The following is a 25,538-nucleotide window of genomic DNA, read 5'->3' on the forward strand; positions in this document are numbered from 1 at the left end:
GGGCAGCAAATTGCTCAATGCATCCAGATAGATCGATGCGACCAACGCTATCGCTGATTGGCTGTCGCATCAGTGATTGCCACGTTTTGCTGCTCCGGAGTCATCTCGGTCGAGAACCATAGAATGGCCTGACGATCGAGTGATGACGTTAGTAGCATACGATTGTCCGGTGAGAAGACAATCGAGGAGATCGCTTTACGGTGTCCCTTCAGCGGAACAAATTCCTGCACCACTAGCGATGACTTTCCAGATTGATCGTCCTTGGCAGCACCCACATCGGTTTGTTCGACAAACCAGACAGTTAGTGCGCCATCCGAACTTCCCGTCACAAGCCGCTGTCCGTCCGTCGAGAATGCCGCTCCGGTCACCTCTGTTGAGTGCCCAGGCAGTTCACGAGGCTTGGTTGTCGCAACTTTGTCCATGGGAACGTCTGCCCACAGACGAACTAATTTGTCTGTGCTTGTGGCTGCGATCCGCATTCCTTGACTAGAGACGGCTAAGCTGACAAATTGCCCCCGATGTGTGGCAAACGGTTCACCAACTGGCTTCCCGGAAGTCGGATCGTAAATTCGTAAACTACCAATAAGCTCTTCTCCACTTCCGGCTTGCTTCTGCATGGCACTGGTTGCCACAAGTAGGTTTCGTTTGCCTTCGCCTGGCAGCCAAGTCAACGCGTCGACCTCGCCACCTGCACTGCTCCATGGCGGTCGAGCTTCTGCTTTCGTCAGATCAATCACGGTGACTTCCTCGCCACTGCCACCGACGGCCAGCATGTTGCCAGCCAGGGTGGCACCTTGCAGCGATTGGTAGCCAACGTCGAACACGTTAACTAGCTTGCCTGATGCCGCATCCCAAGTCCGCACCAAACCATCGAGATGCACAGTGACGACTTTCTGGTCGTCAGCGAAGAAATCGGCAAAAATCACGGGCCGCGTCGTGGAAAGGCGGGCAGTATTCGTACCGGTATTCGACTCCCATAATTCGACATCCCGATTGTAGTAAGTCACCATGATATGTTTGTCGTCGCTCGGCAGCGAATCCACGCGAGCGATATGACGTTCACCAAGGCGCGAACCGGCATCGCCAATCTGAGCATGATTCCAAACTTCAAAATCATCTTTACCAACTTCCCAGCGGCCGACATCGGTCCCATCCTCTGATCGGGCAAGGACAAAATACATAACTTGATTGTCTTTTGAGAGCGAAGGGAACGTGACACGGCTTTCGCTGGAAACCTTCTTGATAAGCTTCTGAGTTTTCAAATCGTACAAGCAGACCTGTGAAGGACCATGTCCGGTGGCACCTTCTAACTTGTGATAGACCACGGCAGCTTGCGTTAAGTCTGGCGAGACTGAGAACAGCAAGAATGGCGAGCCAGATTCGGTCGCAGGGAAATCGAAGACGTGCTCATCTTTGATGAAATCAACCATCGCCAAGGCACCTTTGGCGGAGGAGATCGGATTCCCAATCATCAAGACACTATCCGATTGAAACGCAATTTGCTTCACACCGGCGGCGTCCATTTGCCAGACTGGCTCTTCAGGTAGTTGCTTGTCCTCAGAGTTTGGCATTTTATGGACTTGGACCCACACCGGCGTCAGCAGCGCCAGGTACTTTCCGCCAGGCGATACCGCAAGTGACATGATCTGATTGGTTTCGACTTTGCACTCGACGTCGAATCCAGGCTTTCCATTGGTATGAGCAGAGCGAATCATGGTTTGCAGGTTACCGTTTTCGCCTGCAACGGCCTCGACAAAGACGAACTGCTCGGTGTCAGGAATCGCAGCAATGCGACGCGAACCACCAAGCGTATCCTTATGCCAGATGATGTTCTGCTTCTTAATGTCCCAAACATCGACACCGGCACTTGGGTCTGCGGTTAGCAAATAGTCGCCAGTCCCGGAGGGAATGGCCATGGCCTGTTCGGCGAAGTTTTGTCGGTCCCAATCCCCAATACGCAGTGTCACCTGAGGCTGATCACTCTGCGAAGCAGAATTCCAGACCTTCGCGGCGCCAGTACGATCGCCGGTGATAAACTTGGTCCCATCATCCGAGAAGCCAGCCCAGAGCACGCTGGCTGGCAGTTCTACGTCCAGTTGATCTTCGTACGTTTCATAGTTCCAGAAACGCGCGGTTTGATCTTCCGATGCCGAGACGATCTCAGGCTTCGATGGATGGAAAGCACAATCCAATACGGCACCGCGATGACCACGTAGCGTTTTATAGTGCTTCATTGCTCCGATCTGCGGATCAACATCCAGCAACATGACCGAACCATCCACCAAGGCGACCGCAAGTTGTTTGCGATCATGATTGAACCGTAACTGATTAACTTGCGATGGAAGCGACATCGTTGTTTCACTTCCCTTCGGTCCGCCATCCCAAACAAGGAGGCTTCCGTCCGACAAGGCCAGCACGACGCGATCGTCTGATAGGTACTGACAATGCTCTGCTGGATCGTCGAGTTGAAGTTCGGCGATGATATCGTTGTTCTCATCAGCAGTACGTCGGCGAACCATGTATCGGCCGTCATATTCCTGAGTTTGCAAATACTCTTTGCCATTGGGCGAGACAGCAATGTCATACATGCTCATGGCCGTCAAAGCGGTCACCGCTTCTTTTGACTTGCTGTTTGCTCGGTAAATAAAACCGCCTGCTGCGACGTAGACGTCGTCATTCTTCGGCGAGCCGAATTCGATCGAACGCACTTCGCGATACGGGAAGTATTTGTCGAGGCCTGGCAGATCGACCAGCGAAGGTTCTCCCTTAAGGCCCCATGTCATCAGGTGTTTGCGTGAATGATCGGTACCAATCCAAAGTTCTTTGCTATCGGGTGAGAACTTGAGCACCGTGATGCGACAATCAGGGATAGCGAGATGGACAGGTTTGGCGTTTTCGATTGGTTCGCCAGTAGGATACATGTAGATTCCATCCCCATTAGTACCAATGGCTGTCCATTTACCGTCACTAGAAATATCAACCGAAGTTGCAATGCGATTGAAGGTGGCATGCGGTACGTTCGGATGGCAAAGATAGGCCAGGTGATTCCATTCCCATCCCCGATACTCTTGAGGAACCTTTTCAAGCAGATTGAGGGCCGCGGAAATATCGTTGGATTCCACTTTCGATTGAGCGAGCCCCACTTCGGAGAACATCCCGGCAAAGTCCGCGAGTTTCTTTTGCAGGCGAACGTCGATCAGAGCGTCTTGCAGTTTGGCTTGCTCGACCTTAAGTGCGTCTGCCAGTTCGTTGGCCGTTTGTAAATTCTTAACCGCGATGCCCTCTTGTCGCTTAGCTTCCGCTTCGGCGATACGCGCTTTGTCGGCTTCGTCGTTGGCACGTGTCGCCTCGTCGTTGGCACGATCTCGTTCGACCTTAGCGGCAGCCTCAGCGTCGCGAGCTTTCTGAGCTTCGTCATTCGCGCGATCGCGTTCCCCTTTCGCCAACGCCTCGGCGGTAACTGCCCGTTCACGTTGGGCGTTGATCAGGAAAAGCCCGACGCCGGCACCGATCAAGGCAAACATGAGCGACGCAACAGCAATCCAGCGAGCCATCTTCGCATTGCGAGCAGTCCGTTCGGCATCTGCCTTTGCTTTCTTAAGCGCCGTGTAAATCGGCTCTTCGTCGGCGTCGTCAGGCCCGACCAGCTGAAGCCCGAGGTCGAAGTCGGCCTTCTTCAGCGCACATTGAGCGTATTCCAAGCGAGCCTCACGGACACCTTTGTCCGCAGCATCGTTCTCGCTCCACAGCTTTAAAGCATCTTCAAAGCCGAACATTGCCCGTGAGAATAACTCGTAGTTATCCGTCTCTTTCGCGGTTTCGAGCTCTTTCTGAGCGTTGTTGGTTAGCTCGATACTCTGGGCGGTCGATTGATACTTGCGTATTTCTTCCTGTAGCAAGGCAACCGAGTTGAACCGCAACTTGGGCGAAGTGGCCATCGCCTTTAGCGCGATGTTCTTAAGTCGGCTGGTCGTATCCGAGCGAACGATCACGTTTTGAGCCGCAGCGACTAGACACTCGGTAATGGACGATGCAGCGTGTGGCGGGAAGCCTGTCACGATCTCGTAAAGCATCGCCCCCAGCAGATAGATATCGCTACACTTGCCAATCCGTTCAAGCGGGCCTTTAGCCATTTCAGGTGCCATGTAAGCCGGAGTTCCCCCCATGGTGAACTCTTCTTTTCGGCTAAGGTCGACAGCCAATCCCCAGTCCATCACGAGCACTTCACCGTACTCACCAAGCATGACGTTCTCAGGCTTCAAGTCGCGGTGAATGACATTCCTCGAATGAGCAAATGCTACGGCGTCGGCGACCTTAAGAATGATCTCCAGGTTCTCAACTTCCGACTTGTTGCGAATCACCTTGTGCCACTCGGTTCCGGTGACGCACTTCATCGAATAGAACAGCGTACCGTCTTCGGTCTGCCCGAGCTCGTGAATCGGCACGATGTTTGGGTGATCGAGATGCCCAGTGATCACGGCTTCACTCAGGAACTTAGCACGATCATCCTCGCGCTGTCCGATATCTCGTTTCAGCGTTTTGACAGCAACGCGGCGACGGAGCGCTTTCTGTTTGGCGGCATAGACAACTCCCATGCCTCCTTTGCCGATCTGATTGATAATGGCATAGTCCGACCCTTCTTCCTGGTCGGAAAGAACTCGGCGGCGCAGATCGACCCCCAGTTCCTTCGCTTTGCTGACTGTCGCAGTCCGCATCGTTTCCATCGGCGAACCTTCGCCGGTTCCCCAGTATCGTTTGACATCGCTAGGCGAAAGTGGCTTGGAACCAAAGGTAACGTGTAAATCTTCCTGACTAGCCGGACGATTACTCTCGTCGATATCGATCGTCTGACCGTAGTCCGCATCTTCCCCTGTCTGGTCGTCGAGCTCCAGCGTTTGCATGTACTCGCTACTGCCGCCTGCGGGAAGCTCGATGGTGGCTTGATTGTTGACGTCCGCATCTTCCAGATTTGCCGTCTTCGTCGGATCGTCCGCGCCTGGCAACTTATCCGAGGCAATCGTGGCAGAGGTATCTTCGATGCCAAATTCGATCGTCTGACCAAGATCGGCATTACCGGCTTTATTCAGAAATTCTTCGCCCACCTGGGCCGCGTTGGGAAGATCGATCGTTTGATTTGTGTCGTCTGGCGAAGGTTGCTCGCTGTCTTCAATCTGAACCGTCGAACCTTCCGTTGTCAGTTCGAACTCTTCAAAGGTCTGTTCAGGAGTGCCTGGCTGGGGTACGTCAGCAGCGTCGAGATTGAGCGTTACGGAATTATCATCATCTTCCTTACCAGCGGAACTACCCTCCCATTTCGCATCGCAGTAGGGGCAAAAACCTGCCACTTGCTGAAAGCTGGGCAATTCAGCATGGCATTTAGGGCATTTGAAATCTGACATGAAGAAGGTCCCCGATTCGATGCACTCGCGAGCCTGCGTCCATAAACGGTCGCAGGACTCTACCGATTCGTTAGAAACGGCATAATCCCAACGGTTGGATGATAACGCGCCGCAAGCCCGTCCCCAAGGAAGCGGGCTTGCCGGTACGCTTCTTTAACCTAGATTACGATCAAAGCCACTGTCGCATTCGACGGCGAAGTCGATCGCGCGAATTCCCATTTAATTTTGCGTCTTCCGGAAGAACCTTCTCTTCCTCGAACTCTTTGGCTTGCTCGTCAGCGAAATTCTGCCGAGACGCAGCTGCGGCCATTAGGAACGTTCCACCCAGCATCACGCCGTTGAGGGTCTCTCGCACAGGGATACGCTTGGCTCGCATCCGATCAGCCAATTGCTCGATGTCGGTTAAATCGATCATCGAAACACGGTCGACCAGGATTTGATCCTCAGTTGGAATCATCCCTTGCCGCACGTCAGCTTCACCAGGGGCTGGCTGTTCCCCCCCGCCATGGACGCGTTCGATTAGCACGGATGGGAACCACTTGTCGTACTCTCGAGCCCAAACTTCCTCAGGCGAAAGCTGGCTCTCGCGTTTTTCGCCAGCAACGAGGGCCTCGGCTTTCGGAGGAGTTGGAACTGGGCTCTTACCGAAAATATCTTCTGGCGTGGCCCGAATTTGTTTTTCGTAATAGGAAATCTGAGGCTGCTCAACACCGGGGTAAACGATCGCAATTCGATACAAGCCTGGGCGGAAACGTTCGTCGCGTTGGATCAATTCCTTCACGGCGTCGAGTGTCATGAACTCGCCGTCGAGTTTGATCTCGTCGCCGATGGTTAAATCAAGGTCATTCGGATTGACCTCGACGACGGTTACGCCATCGATTGGGGTCGCAACGCGGGAATCACCTGAGATTTCGATAATCGAATTACTGATAATCGCTTGAGCGACTTCCATCGGCACAGGAGCCACAAACGGGGCTGGCGGCGGTACGAACGCCTCCATCAGCGGCACATTATCAATCGGTGTATTGAAGTACATCCGGAAACTGTCATTGACGACGTTCAGATTTGTCGGCGTCATCGCATCGACGTTCTCGTAGAGATTGATCTGCGGGCTATTGTAAGCACTGACAGCGATGTTGACCGACGCATGGGTGGTAGCGAATTCCCAGGGATAGAAGAAGACGATGTTGGTCGGTGCATCGATATTCTCTGCGAACTCAACCGCTACGATATTCTCGAAGTCGAGCACAGCTGGCTCAGGTGGCATCGACGACTGTCGCCAATCGGTTACCAGCACGAAATCCATTTCGCCCGCTTCACCCAACTGAGTCAGCACGTAGATTGCCTCGGAATCGAACCCGGTCGAAGTATCTAATAAATAGTTATCGACCGTTCCGGTGATACGTACATACGCTGGTCCCCAAGATGCGGGATCGTCGATCTCAAACGGAGTGTTCGGAGGTGGCAAATTCATGTCGTCGAACTCGACAATCTTCGATACCACCGCGAAGAGATCTCCAACGCCACCAGCACCCTTGCTGGAGTGCAGGCTAAAGCCGTCGGTGATCGTCAGGTTGCCAGACGCCAAAGCCGTGATTACCCCGGAATTGGTCATATCGACGATAATTGGCGACGATCCAGCAGCGCCAAATGCCAGATCGCCAGAGTTGGTCGTTCTTAAGAAGACATGGCCGGCGATGGCTCCATTGGTTTCGATGCCGTTGACTTCGCCAATGTCTCCCAATGGGTCACTGACCTTGGCGATCGTCAAGTTGCCGTCGTTCACAGCGATGAAGGAGTAATTCTCCCCTACCCCATCGACAAAAGAATCGGCCCGAGCCCCAGCCGCGAACTTGTCGGAGTTTTCATCGGGCAGGTCAGCATCGATTACGTCAGTCGTCAGATTTCCACCCAGGCCCGTCGTTCCGTCCAAGCCTGCCGAAGCGATGTCGAAAACAGCCCCTGGTGTAACAAACAGCGGCGTACCATCGGCGGAACCTGCCAACACATTAACATCGAGGGACGTCAGTAGAACGCCACTTCCCGAATGAAAGACCGCCTGATTCGCCGTGATGTGGTTATCGAGGACTGCGCCAGAACGAAAGTCATTTACCTGAATGATCGGTCCTTCACTCTTCATGGCGAGAATTGCGTTGGCCTGCGTACCATCGATGACCATCAAGCCGTTCGTATCAGCCTGTTCGTGGATGCTGATATTTCCGCTGGCTTCCGCGTAAACAATTCGCAGATCGACAGCTTCGTCCGTCCCATTACCAAGCTGCAAATTGCCTGCTTGGGCGTAAAAGCTGGAAAGACCACTCACGGTCAACGACGATGATGCATCGGTTTCAATTCCCTTACTGGAAGTAAGAACGACAGACGCTCCAGCGTTGTCACCAGTCAAATTCATCCCAGGATTCGCATCACCGCCCGGGCTCCCTTCGGCGATCGTCAAGCCGAAGTCGACGGCGGAGAAGGTAATTGTCCCGAAGGCCGTATCCGTAGCGGAGGGAGTGCCGCGGGTGAAAGCGTTAAGAGGAGTGCTTACTACGCCGACCTCAATGTTACCCTTGTCCGTCGTGAAGCTGGCGTTATCGACCACAATCAAATCGTTCGTTTCGGCCAGGACAATGGAACCGGCGTCGAACGTTGCATTATGTCCTACGAAGATGTTGCCACTTTGCGTCAGGTCGCCATCAAGGAGGACGTTCAATTCGCCTGTGATTTTGATCGCTGACAAATCGACGGCCGGGCTATTCGGGAAGTCAAACGTCACGTTCCCCATGGTTCCCCCAGCCAACGCGATCGGCAGATCACCGCTCGGGATAATGGCACCAACACTGACATTGCGCAGATAGATGTTTTCTAAATTGGAGGGGACACCTCCCAGGGTAACCGTGAAATCCTTGCCAAGTCCGGTGTCGGTAAAGATATCGTTATCAGAAAATCGCAGGTCGATATCCCCCTTTGCGGTCAGTTCCAAATCGGTGGAACCGGTTGTGACGACGATCTTGGTGCTACCATCGTTCGGCTGGGTAATCGTGCCGGCCGCCTTGATATCGAGTGACGTCGCTTTGATCTCGCCCAGCATCAGCGCGATGTTGGAGCCATCAGCCACGTCGTCGCGAATCGAGACGTCACCTGGTGTATCGGCCACTGGGTCGATCCCCAGAATCGATACCACGCCACCGAAATCGTTGTTGGCATTGAACAGCACAACGTCACCACCGTTTGCCACGGAGACATCCGTCGTGTTGCCAACCAACAACTTAGAACCGGCCAACTGATTGACGGAACCTTCGGCACGTACGGTCAACGCATCGCTGCGAACATCCCCCAGCGTCAAGGCAAGTCCGAGCTTTGCGGCATCGTCCCGAATCATGACTTTGCTCAGAGTATCGGTTGCGGCGTTGCCGACTGCCGATACGGCTCCCCGGAAATCGTTTCCTTCATTGAACAAAATGACCTGGGCACCATCGGCTGTCACGACGGTGGTCGACATTTCAATATCGAGTGTGGTGGTCACCGCCTGGGTAACATCGCCACCAGCAGCAATATCAAGTGACTTTGCCACCACATCGCCAAGGATCAGGGCGTTGGCATCCTTCAACCTGACGGAGTCCGGCAGATCTAATAAGCCAATCCCTGTCACCGAAACGGCTCCGACGAACTCATTACCGTCGTTGAATAGTGTGACGTTGGCCGTATTCCCAACGCGAATGTTGGTTTCCTGGGCAATATCCAGAGTAGCTGCAATTGCTTGCGAAACATCGCCGTTCGCTTCCAACTCAAGCGAATTCCCAACGATGTCACCAAGCTCGAGTCCGGTTACATCCATCAGTTTTACGTCACCTGCCGCATTACCCATTCCTGGGCTCGTAATTGAGACGGTTCCTGAAAACTCGTTTCCGGCATTGAAGAGAGTGACATCGCCTCCGTCAGAAACGGTAATTGTGGTAGCTCCTGCCAAGATTGTGGTGGCCGCTTGCTGATCAATGTCGCTACCCGCATCCAGCTTGAATTCATTCGCCCGAATGCTACCAAGCGTCAGCTCATTCACGTCATGGATCTGAACCTTGTTCAGCACATCCGCTGCTAGATTACCCGTTACCGTGACCGTGCCACCGAAGTCGTTGCCGCTGTTAAATAGAATGACGTTGAAACCGTTGTCGGTCATCACTTCGGTGGTCGTCTCGATGTCAAGCTTACTCAGGACGGCTTGCGTGACATCACCTCCGGCCATAACAGAGAGGGAATCGGCGGCGATGTCTCCCAAGATCAAAGCGTTTACATCCTTGACCATCACCGCCGCCGATACATCCCCCATTGAATTTCCAAGAACCGAAACGGCACCACCGAAATCGTTCCCCAAGTTGAAGAGCGTGACATTGACTCCATTATCTACGGAGATTTCCGTTGTGCCACTGATCGCTACTGAAGTCCCAACGGCCTGACTGATTGCGTCTCCTGCGGAGAGACTAAACGTTGTTGCGGCGACGTTCCCGAGTGTTATCGCATCATTCGATGTCAGCGTGATGGCTGGAACGGTTAGCGTCGTTCCACCAAGTTGCGAAATGAGCCCCCCAGCGGAGACTTCCAGTGAGTTCGCATCAATATTACCAAGAACTATTCCATTAACGTCTTGCAGTTTGACTTCGTTCGGAACATCCAGAGCGTTGATACCATCGATCGAGACGGCACCAGTGAAGTCGTTCCCTGCGTTAAACAGTGTCACGTCGAAGCTATCTACTACTTTAGCGAGTGTCGTCCCAGCGATATCGAGTGAGGTACCGCCTGCTTGCGTGATGTCACCCATCGAAGCCATGACGGTCAAGGAATTAGCTGTGATGTTGCCAAGCTGAATCGCGTTGGCATCGACCAGCGAAACGTTCGACCCACTGGCCGAGACCGCACCCGTGAAATCGTTGGCGGAGTTTTCTAGCGTAATCGTGCCCGTGGAAGTAAACGACGAAGCTCCTAATCCAGATACGACAACCTTCTCGCCAGCCGTCTGGTTGATGGCCCCGCCAGCGTTTATCGTAAGTTTGCTGCTCGCAATCTCACCAAGCTCAATGGCATTGATGTCGGTGAGCGAAATGGTTGTTCCGCTCGCATCGACCGAGCCACCGAAGTTGTTGTCGCTGTTCGCTAGCGCGATTGTCGAAGCGGTCGCCGAGAGGAACGTTTCGCCAGTCACAACTACCTTCTCCGAGGCAGATTGCGTAATCGCATCACCAGCATTGACCATGAGGTCCGTGGCCGACATCTCACCGAGCTCGATCGAATTAGTATCGGCCAGCGTGACCTTTGATCCTGTCACATCGACAGAACCGCCGAAGTCATTGTCACTGTTGCTGAGCGTGATGTTAAAACCGGTTGCCGTCAGTGAAGTCTCCCCTGAAACCACCACATGTTCACCCACGGTTTGCGAGATGTCACCGCCTGCATTTACGGTCAATTGCGTGGCCGAAATCTCACCTAGTTCGATCGCGGTACTGTCCGTTACCGAGACGATCGCCCCATCCGCATCGAAGGAGCCCGTGAAATCATTGCCCACATTCGTGAGAGTGATTGTGCCGCCCGTCGATGTGAGGTCGGCCGTCCCCGTGAGGATCTTCGTGGCCGCGACTTGTGTTATCGACCCGCCTGCATTCACTTTGAGTGAGCTGGAAGTGATATCCCCTAAGATAATCGCGTCAGTATCGGCCAGCGAAGTCCCGAATCCGCTGGAGTCCGCAGTCACCGCGCCGGCGAATTGATTGGTGGCCGTTTCAAGAGTGATTGCGCCGCCGGCGACAAAATCGCTGGTCGTCGTAACATCTAGTTCGCCGCTCCCTTGGAGGATGGCCCCTGCCGAGGTGACATCAAGCACCTTGGCGTGAATCGAGCCGAGCGTAAGACCGCCACTGTCATCGTTAATAGTCACCGTCCCGGCATGCTCGGTTTCGCCAACGATCGAAATCTCGCCGACAAAATCATTTGCCTTATCGAGGGTAAGATTCGCATTGTCGGCCACGGTAAAATTCGACGAGCCGGCAACCGTGAGTGTTCCGCCGGCCTGTGTGATAGCACCTCCCGTTTCGATCGCCAGATTGCCTGCGATGGAACTCGTTCCGTCGAAGGCAAACCCATTGGACTCGGCAACCTTGGCATCCGCGACCGACGTATTAAGGGTGAGGCTGGAAAAATCGTGCCCAGCCGCCGAACTGTTAAGCGTAACCTCTGTTCCGTCGAAGAAAGCCGCTCCGGAGACTTCCATGTGCGTGGCAGCCGTATCTTGGATCGCTCCGCCAGCGACGACCGTGATTTCAGATGCGACGATATCCCCGAGTTCGATCTCGTCCGCATCTGTTAAGTCAATACTAACTTCATCGCTTGTTGAACTTTGCGAAAGCGTATCGAGGTCGTGGGTTCCTAGTCCCAAGTCGATATCGACTGCGCCGGCAGTTGCATCGCGATTGATCGTGAAGCTGGGTGCGGTGACACTGCCGCTAGCCGAACTCGTAACGCTCAGCGATTTTCCCGAGCTGTTGCTGGCGTCGACATTCACGTCGCCGACGATCAGCCCATCGATGCTAACCGTACTATCATCGGTATTGGTTCCGGTTGAAAGAAAATCGATCAGGCCGACGCGTACTTCCGAACCGACTTCCACCGAGACCGAGTCGACATTTTCAAGCGTGGTGAAGCTTGTCGTCAAATCAAGATCGGTCCCGTCCGACAAGGAAGCCAAAAAGGTGACCATCGAGGGGACAGCGGAATTGTTGGTATCGGTATCTGTTATTGTGATGGACGTCAGGGTGGTCGTATCGAGCGTCAACTTGCCGCCGGCGAATACGCCATCCCCTGAACTGCTCGTGAGGCCGTCGACGAATAGGAAATTGTCCATTCCATCTCGACCAATTTCCACAGAGTCCCCGTCCTCGACCGTGATGGTCAAAGTATTCCCAACCGAGTCGTAAATGGCATCGGCGGCCAGCACGACGCGTGGTTCGAGTTCGCGGAACTGTAGCTTGGTGTCGAACTGCTCCTGGAAAGCGGCTTGAGCTCTTATCTTCTTGGCGGAATGGCCGAAGAGTCGTTGCCAGAAGCTCTTGGATATCATTATTTGCTGCTCGACATAGGGGCGGAGAAGAAGGCCCAAATGGGTGGCAAGGGAATGACGTTCAAAATTTCCCAGGAAGAAGCTGGCCCATTTTTAGGCAAATCCCCCAATCTAACGATTCAGGAGACCGAATTTCATTCAAGTCACGCTCTGGTAGCATGTCAATGAACTTCCTCTCAATTCGATTTCATCTCCCTAAATCACGTCAAATTAATGTCTTCTGATGGATCACCTGCCATAGACACCATCTTCTATCGGGGGGAACGCACGAAACACGCCGCTGTAAACTTAGGACAACTGGGAAAACCATCTTGCTTCTCCTCATAAATGTGTGGGTGAGGAATTGCGGCAGTCGAAACTACCAGTGATGCCATGTCTGGTGCGGACTGGCTCGCAATCGGCGCTGCTACCAAGTGCCAATTCTGAAGAGGGATCCGTCGCAATGCCCAGCGTCATGCAGATTCAAAAGATTTGCTTCGGTACATCCGGCAAAACGGTTGTGCTGCTTCTGCTTTCGTTGGTGCTGGTCAATTCCCTTATAGCTGCCGACAAATCTCCCCAGTCCCAACTCCGTATCCGGGCGGTCGCCCCAGAAAAGGCGGCCCCCAAGGTTGTCCACGATGCGAATATTCGCGTGACAGCCGCGACGACGCCAGGTGCGTTCAAGCCAGTGGTCCGAGCCGCGAGTTTGAGTGGCTTCCAATCAGCCGAAGACGATGCCCCCGTAGTCCAGGACACTCCGCTCGAAGTGGCAGCTCCCATGCCGCTGAGCCCGACTTCCATCCTGAACGATCGCGGCAAACTATCCTCCAAGAGCAACGAGTTCTTCAAGAAGCTGACGCCAACCGATCGCGAGTTGTTGTACGACGGTCGCCTTCCAGACGAGTTCGGCATCGGCCGCACATACGATTACGTTATTGACGGCGAGAAGATTACTCCACCAGAGAACATCGCTGGCAAGATATTCAGTCAGGAACCCATCGAAAACTACGCTTACGGCTATCACCACGATTGGTACCCCATGGTCGCTGCCTGGGAAGCGCCGGCGTTCTATCATCGGCCGTTGTACTTCGAAGAGGTCAACCTTGAGCGGTACGGCAATCAGCACATGCATTTGCAGCCCGTTTACTCAGCGGCTCACTTCTTCGCCAACACGTTAGCATTGCCTTACAAGATGGGCGTCAACGCTCCCTGCGAACGCATTTACACGCTGGGGCACTATCGGCCTGGCGACTGCAATCCACACGATCGCCATGGGTTGCCGTTCAGCTGGCGCGGCATTATTTATACCGGCGCCGTTTATAGCGGCATAGGTGCAGCGTTTCCGTAAGTCGCCCTTTACGGTTACGAGAAGAAGCGGAAGTTCAACTGAACGAATCGAGCGACAATCTGCCAAACGGTTTGCGAACGTCCGACAATCACGGCTCGACCGATGGTACCTGGTAAAATAGCAGTTTTGCCGCGATCCTCCAGTTCAACCGTGGCGGAGAAAGATCCGTTAGCCAGCCTCAGTGTGCCATCCTTACGACGCTCGATCGCCAGCGTTGAGTTCATCGACAAGTTGCGCGGCACCTCTGCGGCTTGATCGGTCGAAACATCCTGGAGTACTCCCTGCACCGATTGGGTCGCCATTCCATCGAACAAGATCGCAACTTGATCGCCTGGCTGAATAAGCTCGATTTGATCTTGGCTCACAAACAAACGTGCCCGAATCGATTTCGCATCACCGATCAAGCACAGCAGGTCGCCTCGTTGTAAGAAACAGCCTCGATTCGCGACGTCCAACGGATTACCTGACCAAGTAGGTAAGAAACGATCAGAATCGATATCGTCCATCTTCCTGGGAGCCGAGATCACTTCGCCCTCGACCGGCGCACGAATCGTCAACTGATCGACCTTGCGTATTAAAGCCGATTCGCGTTCTAACAGGTCCTGCAATGCGGACTCTGCCGTGGGGATCTGAGCCGCCGATTCGGAGTTGCTGTTCAAACGCAACTTCAAACTTGCCAAATGTTGTTGTTGAAGCTTGATTTCGCCGCGGGTCTTGAGCAGATCGGTAGCCAATTCGTCGTTTTGCAGAACCGCTAACACATCCCCTGGCTGAACTCTCTGCTCGGGACGAACTGTTTCGATTACACGACCATCGACTTGCACATACATCCTCTTGTCGGAGTTGATCTCAGCAATCACCGGTACATGAATCCGTGTCGGAATCGGAATGAATGTGATTCCCGTCGCGATGGCCGCCAGCAACGAGGCCGCCCCAAGAACGCGACCTTTGAGCATCCCTTGTCCCTTTCGTGTGGGCCGTCGTAGCCAGTGAAACAACATCATGCCTGGCTTCAGACCGATGCCAACGAGAAACAATCCGACTACCACATGCCACAGCGGGACCATGTCGTTGGCTCGACACGCCAAGTAAAGAAACCATAAGATCAGCCCGAACACCAAGGTTCGATAAATGATCGCGAGGATTGCATAGATCCGGAGTGTCACGCATTTTGGTTCATAGGGTTGCGAACGAGGCCGTCGATAAAACCAGTTACGAACCGGCATCCACAACGCTTCGCTCGCGCGGGTGCTGAGATTGGGTAAGTTTAGAACATCCGCCAAGATGTAGTATCCGTCGTAGCGCAGCAGTGGATTCGCGTTCACTAGCAAGGTGCTCACCCCACAGACAAACACGATGTTCAATAGCCACTCACTCATCGCACCTGGCTGAGCAAAGTACCACAGCACAAAGGCCGCGATTGCCAGAATAACTTCCACGTACATACCCGCGGCCGAGACCATGATCCTTTGCCACCGCTTGGGAAAGAGCCAAGCGTCGGATACATCGCAGTACATCGCCGGGGTGAAGACCATGAAAAGGACGCCGATCTGATGACACTCACCTCCCATAGCCTTACAGCAGTAGGCATGTCCCAATTCGTGAAGGACTTTCACCAAAGCCATCGTGACTAATAGAATCACGAGATTCTCGCCACGAAAAAACTGAGATTGATCCGGTAGCCGCGCCGTGATCACTTCCAGATTTAATAGCCCCAGAACGAGAATAAGTGTTGCCAAAGTCAAGACAATCGCAATCGTCGTTCTATGAAACAACCAGCGAACGGCCGACTGCGTTGCCGAGAGAAAACGTTCTGGATCCACGCCTGGCAGCTTGATAGCCAGCACTTGAAGCGGTAAGCCGGCCAGTTGCATCCACCGCTGATTATTCTTTCGTCGTAGCAAAGTATCGGCTTGGTTCTCAGCGGCCCCGACGAGCAGACCACGTTGATGGAGTCGGTGGCAGAATGAAATAATCTCTTGCTGCGAAATCCGCTGAGGTGAAAACTCTTCATCATATTGCTTTTTGATGGCCGCGAGTCCCTGGCGTCCATCGATCTGGCGCATGATAAATACCTCGGCAGGACCGAAGTGAAAATAACGCAGAGTAACCGGATCTTTAACGACCCAAGTCTCGCCCTCCTCTTCGTTGCGCTGCGCATAGATCAAGTCAGGACGTACGCGGACGCCGGTGCGAAGAATCGATTCGGATTGAGTCGTAGATGTCGACACGATGTCCGATACTCAGGCTTTAGTTTTCCGGCTGAATGGTCATCGCGGCTCGCAGGCCGGGACGTAATTTGAGATCTTTGTTTTCGATCTCGACCCAGACGCGAACTTGGCCGTTATGCGGGTCGACCTCGGGATCGACAAAGGTCACTTTGCCCTCCACCATGATCGGTTCACGATTGGCAATTTCGACAGTCACCTTCGCTGGCGACCCGATCAGACCGATCAGCGCCTCTTCGGTTCGGATAAACCCTTCCGCACGAAGTCGATCGATTCGAACCACTTTGACAACCGAGTCACTCGGTTCAACCCATTCGCCAGCACGACGGAACACAGCGACGACCATTCCTTGAATAGGTGATCTGATCTCGTGTTTACGAAGCTGCGTTTCTACGAGCCTAAGCTCGGTTTCTCGAAGCTGAGCAGTTAGTCGGGCAATCGCGGTTTTCTCTTGTGACTGTTCGATCTCTAAGCGACTCTTCTCAACAACTAATCGCAGTCGATCCATTTCTGACTGGGAAACACTTTTAACGGCAATCGACAGTGCTTCTTCCGATCGTCCTAGCTCCGCTTCGGCCACTTCGAGGCTCTTCTCGGCGAAGCGAATGTTGACATCATTTTCGGCCTCTCGCTGGGCGATCGAGTGCTCGACCTGTGCTTGCTCCACTTCCAAACGCTTTTCATCGTCGGCAATCTTGGCAATTACCTCACCTTTATCGACGATCACGCCAGCTTCTGACGGAACGGTTTCTAACGTTCCCGACTGCTGCGCGGGAACTTCAACTGTTTCAATAATCTTTAACAAAGTCGACGAGACGACGATTTCCGCAGCCCAAATTGGCGTGTAACTCGCGGTGATACCTAGCAGACAAATGACACCAGTGAAAAGCTTTTGTGAAAGCAGCATGAATCGATCTCGTACGTGAGAACACTGATAGAGGAGGCCGTTACCAGAAGAAGTAGCGTCGAACCGTTTCAACTAGTTGATAAGTCCAAACGTAGGCCAGCGATCGCCGACCGCACTCGATTCGACCTACCACGCTGAGCCCATGTCGAAGATGAGCAATCTTATCCTTATCAAACTGCGCTTCGAGCGGCACAAACGGTTCGTCGGTGTCTTCATCCAAATCGACAACAGTTGCCGTATTGGATAACTGGCCAGCATATGACTTGCCAGGTTCGTTCACTAACTGGAAACGGACCGCCAGCGGTTCTGACGAGGCCTCTTGTGCCGCGACGACGTGGTAAGTCCGCTTGTCCGGTAATTCCAATTCCAGCTTCCACGGCCCGTCAACATCGGCGACTTTCATCAGCAATTCACCCCGCGTCACAGGGCGAGTTGCCAAGGCATGGTCCACTTCCCAGTCGAGCACTTGTCCATCGATCGGACTCTGGAGCGTCAATTCGTCTTCACGTCTCTGCAGAAGATCTCGCTGCTGGGTAAGGTTTGCTATTTGTGTATTAAGTCGTAATTCGTCAGCCGAGAGGTTTTCGTACGAGTCGTAGTTACGATTCTCGGATCGAGGATCACGCCGCAAACCTTGCGAGCGTTTCACCACAATGGCATCGAGTTCAGCCTGGGCGGTCTGTAACTGACCGACGATCTCTGTCTTATGCAAGAGAAACTCATTCGATTGCAATTCGATCAACGTCTCACCGGCAGTCACGTGTTGACCATGATGAACCAGAATGTTTTCAACGTAACCATCAGCGGGTGCGAACAAATTTCGCTGTACTGCCGGCACAAGCTGCCCGTGTACTTCGATGGAAAAATCAGTCTGTACGAAGAACAACGACGCCACGATCACAATCAAAGGGATTGCGAATTTTAGTGTCGTGGAAAGCCGATACCAACCGACGGTGGCCAGTCCGCGACCGAGCGGTTGCAAGACGAAGGCAAGCGGCATCTGGCGATATGTCTGCGCATTGGCCAGAGCAGTCGTTGCATGATGGATGATTCGTTCCGCACGACGCAAGAGCTCATGGCCATCGAACTGTTGGATACTTTCCAGTGCCAATACGCCAATTGGTTCCGACGGGATAATTTGTGAGTCGTCTTCCTTCTCTTCGTCTGAACTATTCAACAGCGGTACGATGGCGATAACTTTGGACGGAGTTTCCTCCAGGTAGTCGAGCAGAGCCGTTTCAACTTGCGGAGGAAGATTGTCCGTATCGCCTGTGTACAGCAAGGTTTGCTTCGCCTGCATGACAGCAGCGGCTAGATGCTCAAGTTTTCTTACGGCGTTCGACCGACGATGTGGTTTGTCTACTCCTGAAACGGCCTCGATGTGACTTCTTGTTCCACGAGCTGATAGGATCGCAACGCGATCGACATCTAGGCAATTACGTGCTTCGTTGGCAATGCGATAGGCGGTCTTAGAATAGGAAAGATCGGTATGGACGCGACCGGCAAAGTCGAGTTGCCGTTTCCAATCATGGCGATGATGCTGAAAATCACGCAGCAAGGACTGCTGTTGAAAGTGCTGGGCGATCTCAGCAAAGGCTCCTGTAATCCGCAGATGTGATTGAACAATTGACTTGGCTAGATCTGCATTCTGATACAGAACGAGAATGCCCCATGCCTCCCCAGCAACACGCAAGGGGACAGCGATCATGATGTAATTTACTTTTCCGATCTTGCTACCTGGGAGTGTCCCCACATCACCGCTGGCCAGTCGTAGCGCAAGCTGCGTTTGATCTTCCGCAATAGTTTCAGCCGAATAGATAGAATTTAGATCGGTGCGATGGGCCAACATCAAGTGGCTGCTGGGCCCCTTCGACCAGACTGCGGAACCTAGAGCAGAAGTAGCAAACGTCAATCGATCGAGCAGTTGAGCATAGAACTCGTCCGGCGCAAGGGAAGTGTCAGCGACGTCGGCCAATTCATCGAGCAACGACTCGATCTGGCGTCTGGCCTCGTCTGCGGTGCGTGGTGCGTCGGAATGTTGCAACGATGATTCCATTTTCCGCGGGGTAAATTCGCCTATGACTCTGCTGGTCACGGCACCATCAATCGTGAATTATCAAGACCTGCCGGAAACAGGGCAAACCTTTTCCTGCTTGGAGGAGCTCTGGAAATCGGGAAAAAGAGGTCGTTTCACTATAAACGCAGTCCCCGCGACTCCCCTATTTTGACGAATTGATCCGCGCAAAAGGTCCACAAAAAAACGGCAGCGAGATGCTGCCGTTGGAAGAATCGTTATAAGCGGAACAGTCCCCTGCCGGGACATTTGGGGCTAGGCGATCGTATAAACAAAATCCCCCTCTTTGCTGACATCGACCTCGACCGACTTGATCTGCTGTCCTTCGGCCATTCGCGATAGGAACTCGCCGGACATCTCTGGCAGGAGCGTTTGCGTCAAGATCTTATCGACATTGCGAGCCCCGGTATCGACTTCGGTGCAACGTGCCGCGATCGCATCGACCAGCCCGTCGGTGTAGGTGAACGACGCCCGGTGATGGTCATGAACGCGGCGGCCCACCTTCTGCAGCTTGAGACGAATGATCTTCTTCATCACGTCGTCATCGAGTGGGAAGTAGGGAATGATGGAAACACGTCCCAGGAAGGCTGGCTTGAACGTCTTCAGCAGTTCCTCGTGCATTGCGTCGTGCAGCCCCTGCGGATCTGGCCTAGTTTCAGGATCACGGCAAAGGCTCATGATCAAATCGGTCCCGGCGTTCGAGGTCATGATAATGACGGTATTCTTGAAGTCGATATCACGACCTTCGCCATCCTTCATGTGCCCCTTATCGAACACCTGATAGAAGATGTCTTGGACACCGGGATGGGCTTTCTCCATTTCATCGAGCAAGATCACACTGTACGGTTTGCGACGAACCGCCTCGGTGAGCACCCCCCCTTCCCCGTAACCAACGTAGCCCGGAGGCGACCCCATCAAGAGCGACACCTTATGCTCCTCTTTGAATTCCGACATGTTGATCGTCGTCATATTCTGTTCGCCGCCGTACAGCAGGTTGGCCAGCGTTAGCGCGGTTTCGGTCTTACCGACACCACTGGTACCCGCCAGCAGAAAGATACCAATTGGGCGGTTCGGATCTTCCAAATTGGCCCGCGAGGTCTTAATGCTCTCGGCAATCTGCACCATGGCATGCGACTGGCCGACGACGTTTTCTTCCATCATATCTTGAAGCTTGAGAACCGTGGCGATCTCGTTGGCAACCATCTTACCGACCGGGATGCCAGTCCAAGCCCCCACCGTTTCTGCCACCGCATTGGTGTCGCAGCAGATATACACCAGGGGCGTTTCTCCCTGGATTTCCATCAGTTCGGTCTGCTGCTTCTTGATGTTGGCTTTGATCTCGTCTCGCTTCTCGTCCGCCAACAGCTCCGGCTTCGGTTCGCCTTCGACGACCGGCTTACGGCGATTGGCATCATCTTCGGCCAATTGGTCTTGTAGCTCGCGAATTTGATCGACGAACTCCTTTTCCTGTTCCCACCGCTTGTTTAAAGCGGTCAGTTCCTCTTCGGCTGTGATCTTCTGCTTTTGAAGCTCCTCGATCGTTTCCTCATGTCCTTCGGCACCGGCGGCCATCTCTCGATTAAGAATATCGACCTCTGTATCGATGCGATCGATGAGTCGGGTGAGATGTTCGATCTGCGGTGGTGTCGAGTTCTGACTCAAACCGATTCGGGCACAAGCCGTATCGAGCAAGCTAACCGCTTTGTCCGGAAGCTGCCGACCGGAGATATAGCGGTGAGACAGCTTCACGGCCGCTTCGACCGCTTCGTTTAAGATCCGCACGTGGTGATGATGCTCGAGGGTGGACACTAATCCGCGCATCATACCGATACACTTTTCTTCGCTTGGCTCCTCGACTTTCACAACTTGAAAACGGCGGGCCAGTGCCGCATCGCGTTCAAAGTACTTTTTGTATTCCGCCCAAGTGGTCGCGGCGATCGTTCGAAGTTCGCCGCGAGCCAGTGCCGGCTTCAGTAGATTGGCCGCGTCCCCTTGGCCCGCCTGCCCACCGGCTCCGATCATGGTATGGGCTTCGTCGATGAAAAGAATAATCGGCTTGGGGGAAGACTTCACTTCTTCGATTACCGACTTCAGGCGATTCTCAAATTCTCCCTTCACACCTGCACCGGCTTGTAGCAAGGCCAGGTCCAAAGTGCGAATCGAAACGTTCTTTAACGCTTCCGGGACATCACCGGCAGCAATTCGTAGCGCAAAGCCTTCGACGACGGCTGTCTTACCCACACCCGCTTCACCTGTCAGAATCGGATTGTTTTGACGACGACGACAAAGGATGTCGACGATCTGACGGATTTCATCGTCGCGGCCGAGGACTGGATCGATCGCGCCACTCTTGGCGCGTTCGGTCAAATCGATCGTAAACTGATCGAGCCCAGGCGTCTTGGTCCGTTTGGCGGGACCTCCGCCGGGTCCCGTGGTGGAAGGAGCCGTCGCCAAGGAAGCTTGCGATTCCTCTTCTTCCGTGGTCTCAGCGGTGATTTTGGCGAGATCCTTCTTGAGATCTTCCAGGCTGATTTTTTCCAACTCGGGACAACTTGACAACACCGACTGCGCCGTGATTCGGTCAGAAAGCATCGCAATAACAAGATGCCCGCTACGCACGGTTGGTTCAAGATAGTCGATCGATGCCATTAGCCACGCGTCTCGTGCAAGGTCGACCACAGTCTGACTGAGAGCTGGCGGTCGAGCGTTGCCCGTTTTCAACTTATCCATCGACCGTCCGAGCTCAGTTACAAGCTTGGTAGGATCGATCTCGTAGCAACGCATGATTGCTTCGAAATCGGTGTTAGGCGTCTCCAAAATCTTGGTCAGCCAGTGTTCGATTTCCACGTTGTAGTTCGTACGGGAAAGGCACAAACCGGCAGCTGCCTCAAGTGTGCGTCGACAAGTCCCGTTAAGTTTGCCCACCAACGATTTCAAGTTCACGGATGCCATCGTAGGTCGATCCCTTTCAATTCAATCTCTGAATGTTTTCCAAGTATAAAATCGACTTGCCCCAAGTTGTTCTCGAATTGTCGTTTCCCTGTTTGCCATCATGGGGAAGTGACCTAGCCTGCAGCTTTGGCTGTTCCCAGCGGATATCCTGGATGCTGGAAAACGGCGTCTTCGACATCATGCACGAATTCGCCAACACGCAGCCACATGTTGTATCCCAAAAAACAAGGAGACTCTTCATCTCCCAAAATGCACTGCGGAACCTCTGAGTTTTTCAAAACCAACTGCATATCGAAATCGAGCGAGTTGCCAACGTACGATCGAGTCAGTTGAGCGACTTCCGCCAATTGATCACCGCTGGGCATCAATCGCTGATACTGTCGATAAGTAACCGGACCGATACGGAGACGAAAGCGTGTCTCGCAGTTCCACATCCGATGGCCAATAACGGTTTCTTCTCCCAGACGATTATTCCCGCCCAGCGTTCCTTCCGCGTTCGGCAGGCGAGATTGATCGGCCGGATCGATATAAAGCCAGTGTCCGGCGTACTGCTGCACTAACACCGTAAACGAGAAGTAGTCTTCTAAGATTTGTTGCAAGCCACTCGCCGAACGCGGTCGGTGAGCAAAGTGACCGGCGTAGTACAAGAACGTTTCATCATCGATCAACAGACGTTCACGGGTTCCCTCCGTTCCCATGCCAGTCAAACTGAAGAGCGACTCGGTGAACGTGTCGAGCTTTAGCGGCTTCAAAGTATGACGACGGGTTCTTTCGAACGCGATCGGAAAGCGGTATTTTTCCCACGCCTTGTAGAACAACGACAAGATGCGGTGATGGAATAAATCCAGGAAATCTCGCAGGGCATAGTCCTTGCGTCGAACGCGATCCAAGATCGTTTGCGTGTAATGCAGCGGCATCACGCCCTGCGCACCGAATAATCCCATGAACGTGGTCGTCATCACGAAGGGAGCCTCTCCTTCGGGAGGCGTGCCCTCGGCATCAGGACGTCGTCGAATGATCGACGGAACCTCGCAGGGTGGAAAAGTGCGTGTGCAAAGGACCTTCAGTTGGACAAGTTCCTGGTTGGGCGGACCATCTCCGCCAACCGATTTCCAATGGGGAAAGGCTGCGGAATCTTCCTGCGCAATTCTCTCCAACAGACGCATGGCCTGAAAGAAATCAAACTGAAACGGCTTCTCAAGTAGGCGACTCGCTACAGAAGCACGTTTTCGCCGGCCCTCGGTGCCCAACGATAGATCTCCTCTCCGGTCTCGTCATGCATGACCATCTGGGTGAACGAATTGATTGTGCAATACAGTGCAAAAAAGTGCTCCAGGACACTCGCTAACAGGAACATACCGCCACCTGAGTAACTGCTGCTGTCAAAGGTGACGTGCACCCGCGTGCCTCGGCAAAAAACAGCTCCGTGCGATGATTTAACGCGAGCGGTACAAGGTTCACTATGTACGTTTACGATGCCTTCAATAAAAGAACGGCTAACGCCGGAGCTAACGTAGTCGTATAGTCCCAGGATCTCGCGCAGCGCACTTAGGCCATCGCTGTCGTCACTTAACGAAAGATGGTTTAGCGACAGGTGTGAAATCAAACGCCAACGAATGCCTTGTTCAATGTCAGGACGACGGGTTCGCGTGGGGGCTTGTAAACATTTGATTTTGGTAATCGGAGCCAAGCCACTCATGAACAGCTTGGGCTGATCCCCACCAAATGGCAATCTCTCAGGCAAGTCGCGATTGAAGCAGGTGAGATCAGCGTGCATGCTCCACTGTGCATCAACGCTGGGCTGGAAGTCAAGATCGACGACAGAGAGGAATAGTTCCGTTCCCTCATCATGAACTTCTTGTCCACCTGGGTTTGGTCGTCGCGTGGCATGCCAGTACGTCCGGGCTTCTCCTGAGTCAGCGGCATGCTTGAACGAGTAAAACGGATAGTAGTTCACCTCTCGATTGTCCTGCGAGACGGCCGTGACCTCGTCTACCGAATAGATCTCGTTGGCCATCGGGCGCCGTGAGTCTGGAATGACATGGTATTCCGTTTTTTCATGCGTCAGCCGAATCGGTTCCGCTTCCTGACGATACAGGTTCACAATCGGCGTACAACCGATCAATAAGTTGTCGGCGTTCAAACGTCGTTCCAAATCGGGATTACTTCGATTGAGGAAGACGTACAATTCGACATGATTGCCGGTGAACTTCTTGAGCGTCGATTGCAGGTTAAAGTCGACGAACAGAAACTTGTCAGGAAATGTGAAAAACTCGGTTAAAAGTCGATACCCTAGAAAAGATCGTGCTGGGTAATCGAACATTCCCTCGTCGCGAGCGAAGCCAACCGGCGAAATGCAGTTGGTTGGAAGAGTCTCGTACCACGTTGCTTTCGAGCTTTCAGCCGCAGCGACACCAACCACGGAGGTCATCAACAGCTCGTACAAGTCAAACTTGTAGGGTGCTTGTTCCTTGATGAAAAACCGAAGTGATTGCAGCTTTAGTTCGTTGAGTGTCGTATTGGACGAGTAAGTTTTGAGTTTGATCTTTAGGAGAGCGGAAGAGCGAGCATTGAAGAGTGTCGGTGGTGCCTCGAAGGGATGACTTACCAGGCTGACTTCCGTCACTTCGATCGGCCAACAGGTCGTGTCGTAACAAGTCCGAAAGCGACACGGATCGCCATCGATCTTCTCGGTCTCGAGCATCGTCCCACGCGGAACAGGAAAGCCGTTAAATGCTTCGACCTGTGCTCGATCGAGTCCAAACTGAAGGACCGACATGGAAGGCACAGGACGTAGCAGATGCGGGAAAAGCACTTCCAACATCGATGCCGCAATCTCGGGAAAATCGTCTTCCAGTTTCAAACGAGTGCGTGCATTCAAATACGCAAACGATTCAACAAGACGCCCGACATGTGGGTCTTTGAAGTCGTCACCACCCAATCCTAGGCGACCCGCAATTTTTGGGTTCGCCCGCGCGAATGCCTTCCCTTGATCCAGCAAGTAAGCTCGTTCGCGTCGGTAAAACTCGAGCAATTCGTCGCTCATCGGTCCTTCCGTTTTACATGAAACAAATGATCCGATGGTTCCAACTTCGAATCGAAGACGATCGGTTCTGGGGCAGGCGTCGCATGCAGTTCGGCACGGATAATAAAGTGCAGCGAGCGATCTTCACTGTTACGATTGCTCGGCATCTCGACCGATACTGAAACGAAGCGAGTCTCGTAGGTGCGAATCGCGAATTCAATCGCTTCACGTAACGAGTTGCGATCAAGATCGCTGCTCATATCCACTGACGAGAAGTCGGGAATTCCATAATTCACGAGCGAATCGCTCAGTTCGTTGAGCTGAGGCGGCCAGCTCTGACAACGCCAACGCGTATTGAGAAGGTTTTCGAGATCGCGAATTACCGCTTCGCGGATTTCGCGCATCGTTTGTGTTTGTGAATGAGGTATTTCGTTCGAATTAAACGGCTCGTTGTCAATTAGTCGGTCAAATACCGACGGCATCAACGGCTCTTCGTCACTTCCTTTTGACATCGACAC

Annotated in this window: 10 protein-coding genes; 1 reads left to right on the forward strand and 9 read right to left on the reverse strand. The window is 53.3% G+C overall.

Going from position 1 to position 25,538, the window contains the following annotated elements:
- Positions 1 to 47: 47 nt before the first annotated feature.
- Positions 48 to 5,399, reverse strand: coding sequence for a protein kinase domain-containing protein (locus C5Y83_RS09750; protein ID WP_105329480.1), 5,352 nt, complete (start codon positions 5,397 to 5,399; stop codon positions 48 to 50).
- Positions 5,400 to 5,568: 169 nt separating this feature from the next.
- The gene (locus C5Y83_RS09755) at positions 5,569 to 12,504 is read right to left on the reverse strand and encodes a beta strand repeat-containing protein (protein WP_105329481.1); all 6,936 of its coding nucleotides are present in this window, start codon (positions 12,502 to 12,504) and stop codon (positions 5,569 to 5,571) included.
- A 442-nt stretch (positions 12,505 to 12,946) separates the two neighbouring features.
- Between C5Y83_RS09755 and C5Y83_RS09765 the strand changes: the two genes are divergently transcribed.
- On the forward strand, positions 12,947 to 13,834 hold the full coding sequence (locus tag C5Y83_RS09765) for a hypothetical protein (RefSeq protein WP_146117729.1): 888 nt from the start codon (positions 12,947 to 12,949) through the stop codon (positions 13,832 to 13,834).
- Positions 13,835 to 13,848: 14 nt separating this feature from the next.
- On the opposite strand, the gene C5Y83_RS09770 is transcribed toward C5Y83_RS09765, so the two are convergent.
- The 7 genes from C5Y83_RS09770 to tssE all read right to left on the reverse strand — a co-directional run bounded on the left by C5Y83_RS09770 (position 13,849) and on the right by tssE (position 25,532).
- Complete coding sequence (locus tag C5Y83_RS09770; protein ID WP_105329484.1) at positions 13,849 to 16,065, reverse strand: site-2 protease family protein; 2,217 nt, start codon at positions 16,063 to 16,065, stop codon at positions 13,849 to 13,851.
- Positions 16,066 to 16,084: 19 nt separating this feature from the next.
- Entirely contained in the window at positions 16,085 to 16,969 is an 885-nt protein-coding gene (locus C5Y83_RS09775; protein WP_105329485.1) for an efflux RND transporter periplasmic adaptor subunit, read from the reverse strand.
- Between the two features lie 40 nt (positions 16,970 to 17,009).
- Positions 17,010 to 19,013, reverse strand: coding sequence for an efflux RND transporter periplasmic adaptor subunit (locus C5Y83_RS09780; protein WP_158262303.1), 2,004 nt, complete (start codon positions 19,011 to 19,013; stop codon positions 17,010 to 17,012).
- Positions 19,014 to 19,298: 285 nt separating this feature from the next.
- Complete coding sequence (gene tssH, locus C5Y83_RS09785) at positions 19,299 to 21,995, reverse strand: type VI secretion system ATPase TssH (RefSeq protein ID WP_105329487.1); 2,697 nt, start codon at positions 21,993 to 21,995, stop codon at positions 19,299 to 19,301.
- Between the two features lie 113 nt (positions 21,996 to 22,108).
- Complete coding sequence (gene tssG, locus C5Y83_RS09790) at positions 22,109 to 23,245, reverse strand: type VI secretion system baseplate subunit TssG (RefSeq protein ID WP_105329488.1); 1,137 nt, start codon at positions 23,243 to 23,245, stop codon at positions 22,109 to 22,111.
- Complete coding sequence (gene tssF, locus C5Y83_RS09795) at positions 23,209 to 25,041, reverse strand: type VI secretion system baseplate subunit TssF (protein WP_105329489.1); 1,833 nt, start codon at positions 25,039 to 25,041, stop codon at positions 23,209 to 23,211. The genes tssG and tssF overlap by 37 nt, the downstream gene beginning before the upstream one ends.
- Positions 25,038 to 25,532, reverse strand: coding sequence for a type VI secretion system baseplate subunit TssE (tssE, locus tag C5Y83_RS09800; protein ID WP_105329490.1), 495 nt, complete (start codon positions 25,530 to 25,532; stop codon positions 25,038 to 25,040). Before tssE ends, tssF begins: the two co-directional genes overlap by 4 nt.
- Between the last annotated feature and the right edge of the window lie 6 nt (positions 25,533 to 25,538).

Origin of the sequence: Blastopirellula marina (assembly GCF_002967765.1) — a bacterium.
Classification (GTDB): domain Bacteria; phylum Planctomycetota; class Planctomycetia; order Pirellulales; family Pirellulaceae; genus Bremerella; species Bremerella marina_A.

Bases quoted from the DNA above. Each gene is read 5' to 3' on its own strand.
- C5Y83_RS09750 (WP_105329480.1), bottom strand. From the start codon at position 5,399: ATGTCAGATTTCAAATGCCCTAAATGCCATGCTGAATTGCCCAGCTTT.
- C5Y83_RS09755 (WP_105329481.1), bottom strand. From the start codon at position 12,504: ATGATATCCAAGAGCTTCTGGCAACGACTCTTCGGCCATTCCGCCAAG.
- C5Y83_RS09765 (WP_146117729.1), top strand. From the start codon at position 12,947: ATGCCCAGCGTCATGCAGATTCAAAAGATTTGCTTCGGTACATCCGGC.
- C5Y83_RS09775 (WP_105329485.1), bottom strand. From the start codon at position 16,969: ATGCTGCTTTCACAAAAGCTTTTCACTGGTGTCATTTGTCTGCTAGGT.
- tssH (WP_105329487.1), bottom strand. From the start codon at position 21,995: ATGGCATCCGTGAACTTGAAATCGTTGGTGGGCAAACTTAACGGGACT.
- tssF (WP_105329489.1), bottom strand. From the start codon at position 25,041: ATGAGCGACGAATTGCTCGAGTTTTACCGACGCGAACGAGCTTACTTG.
- tssE (WP_105329490.1), bottom strand. From the start codon at position 25,532: ATGTCAAAAGGAAGTGACGAAGAGCCGTTGATGCCGTCGGTATTTGAC.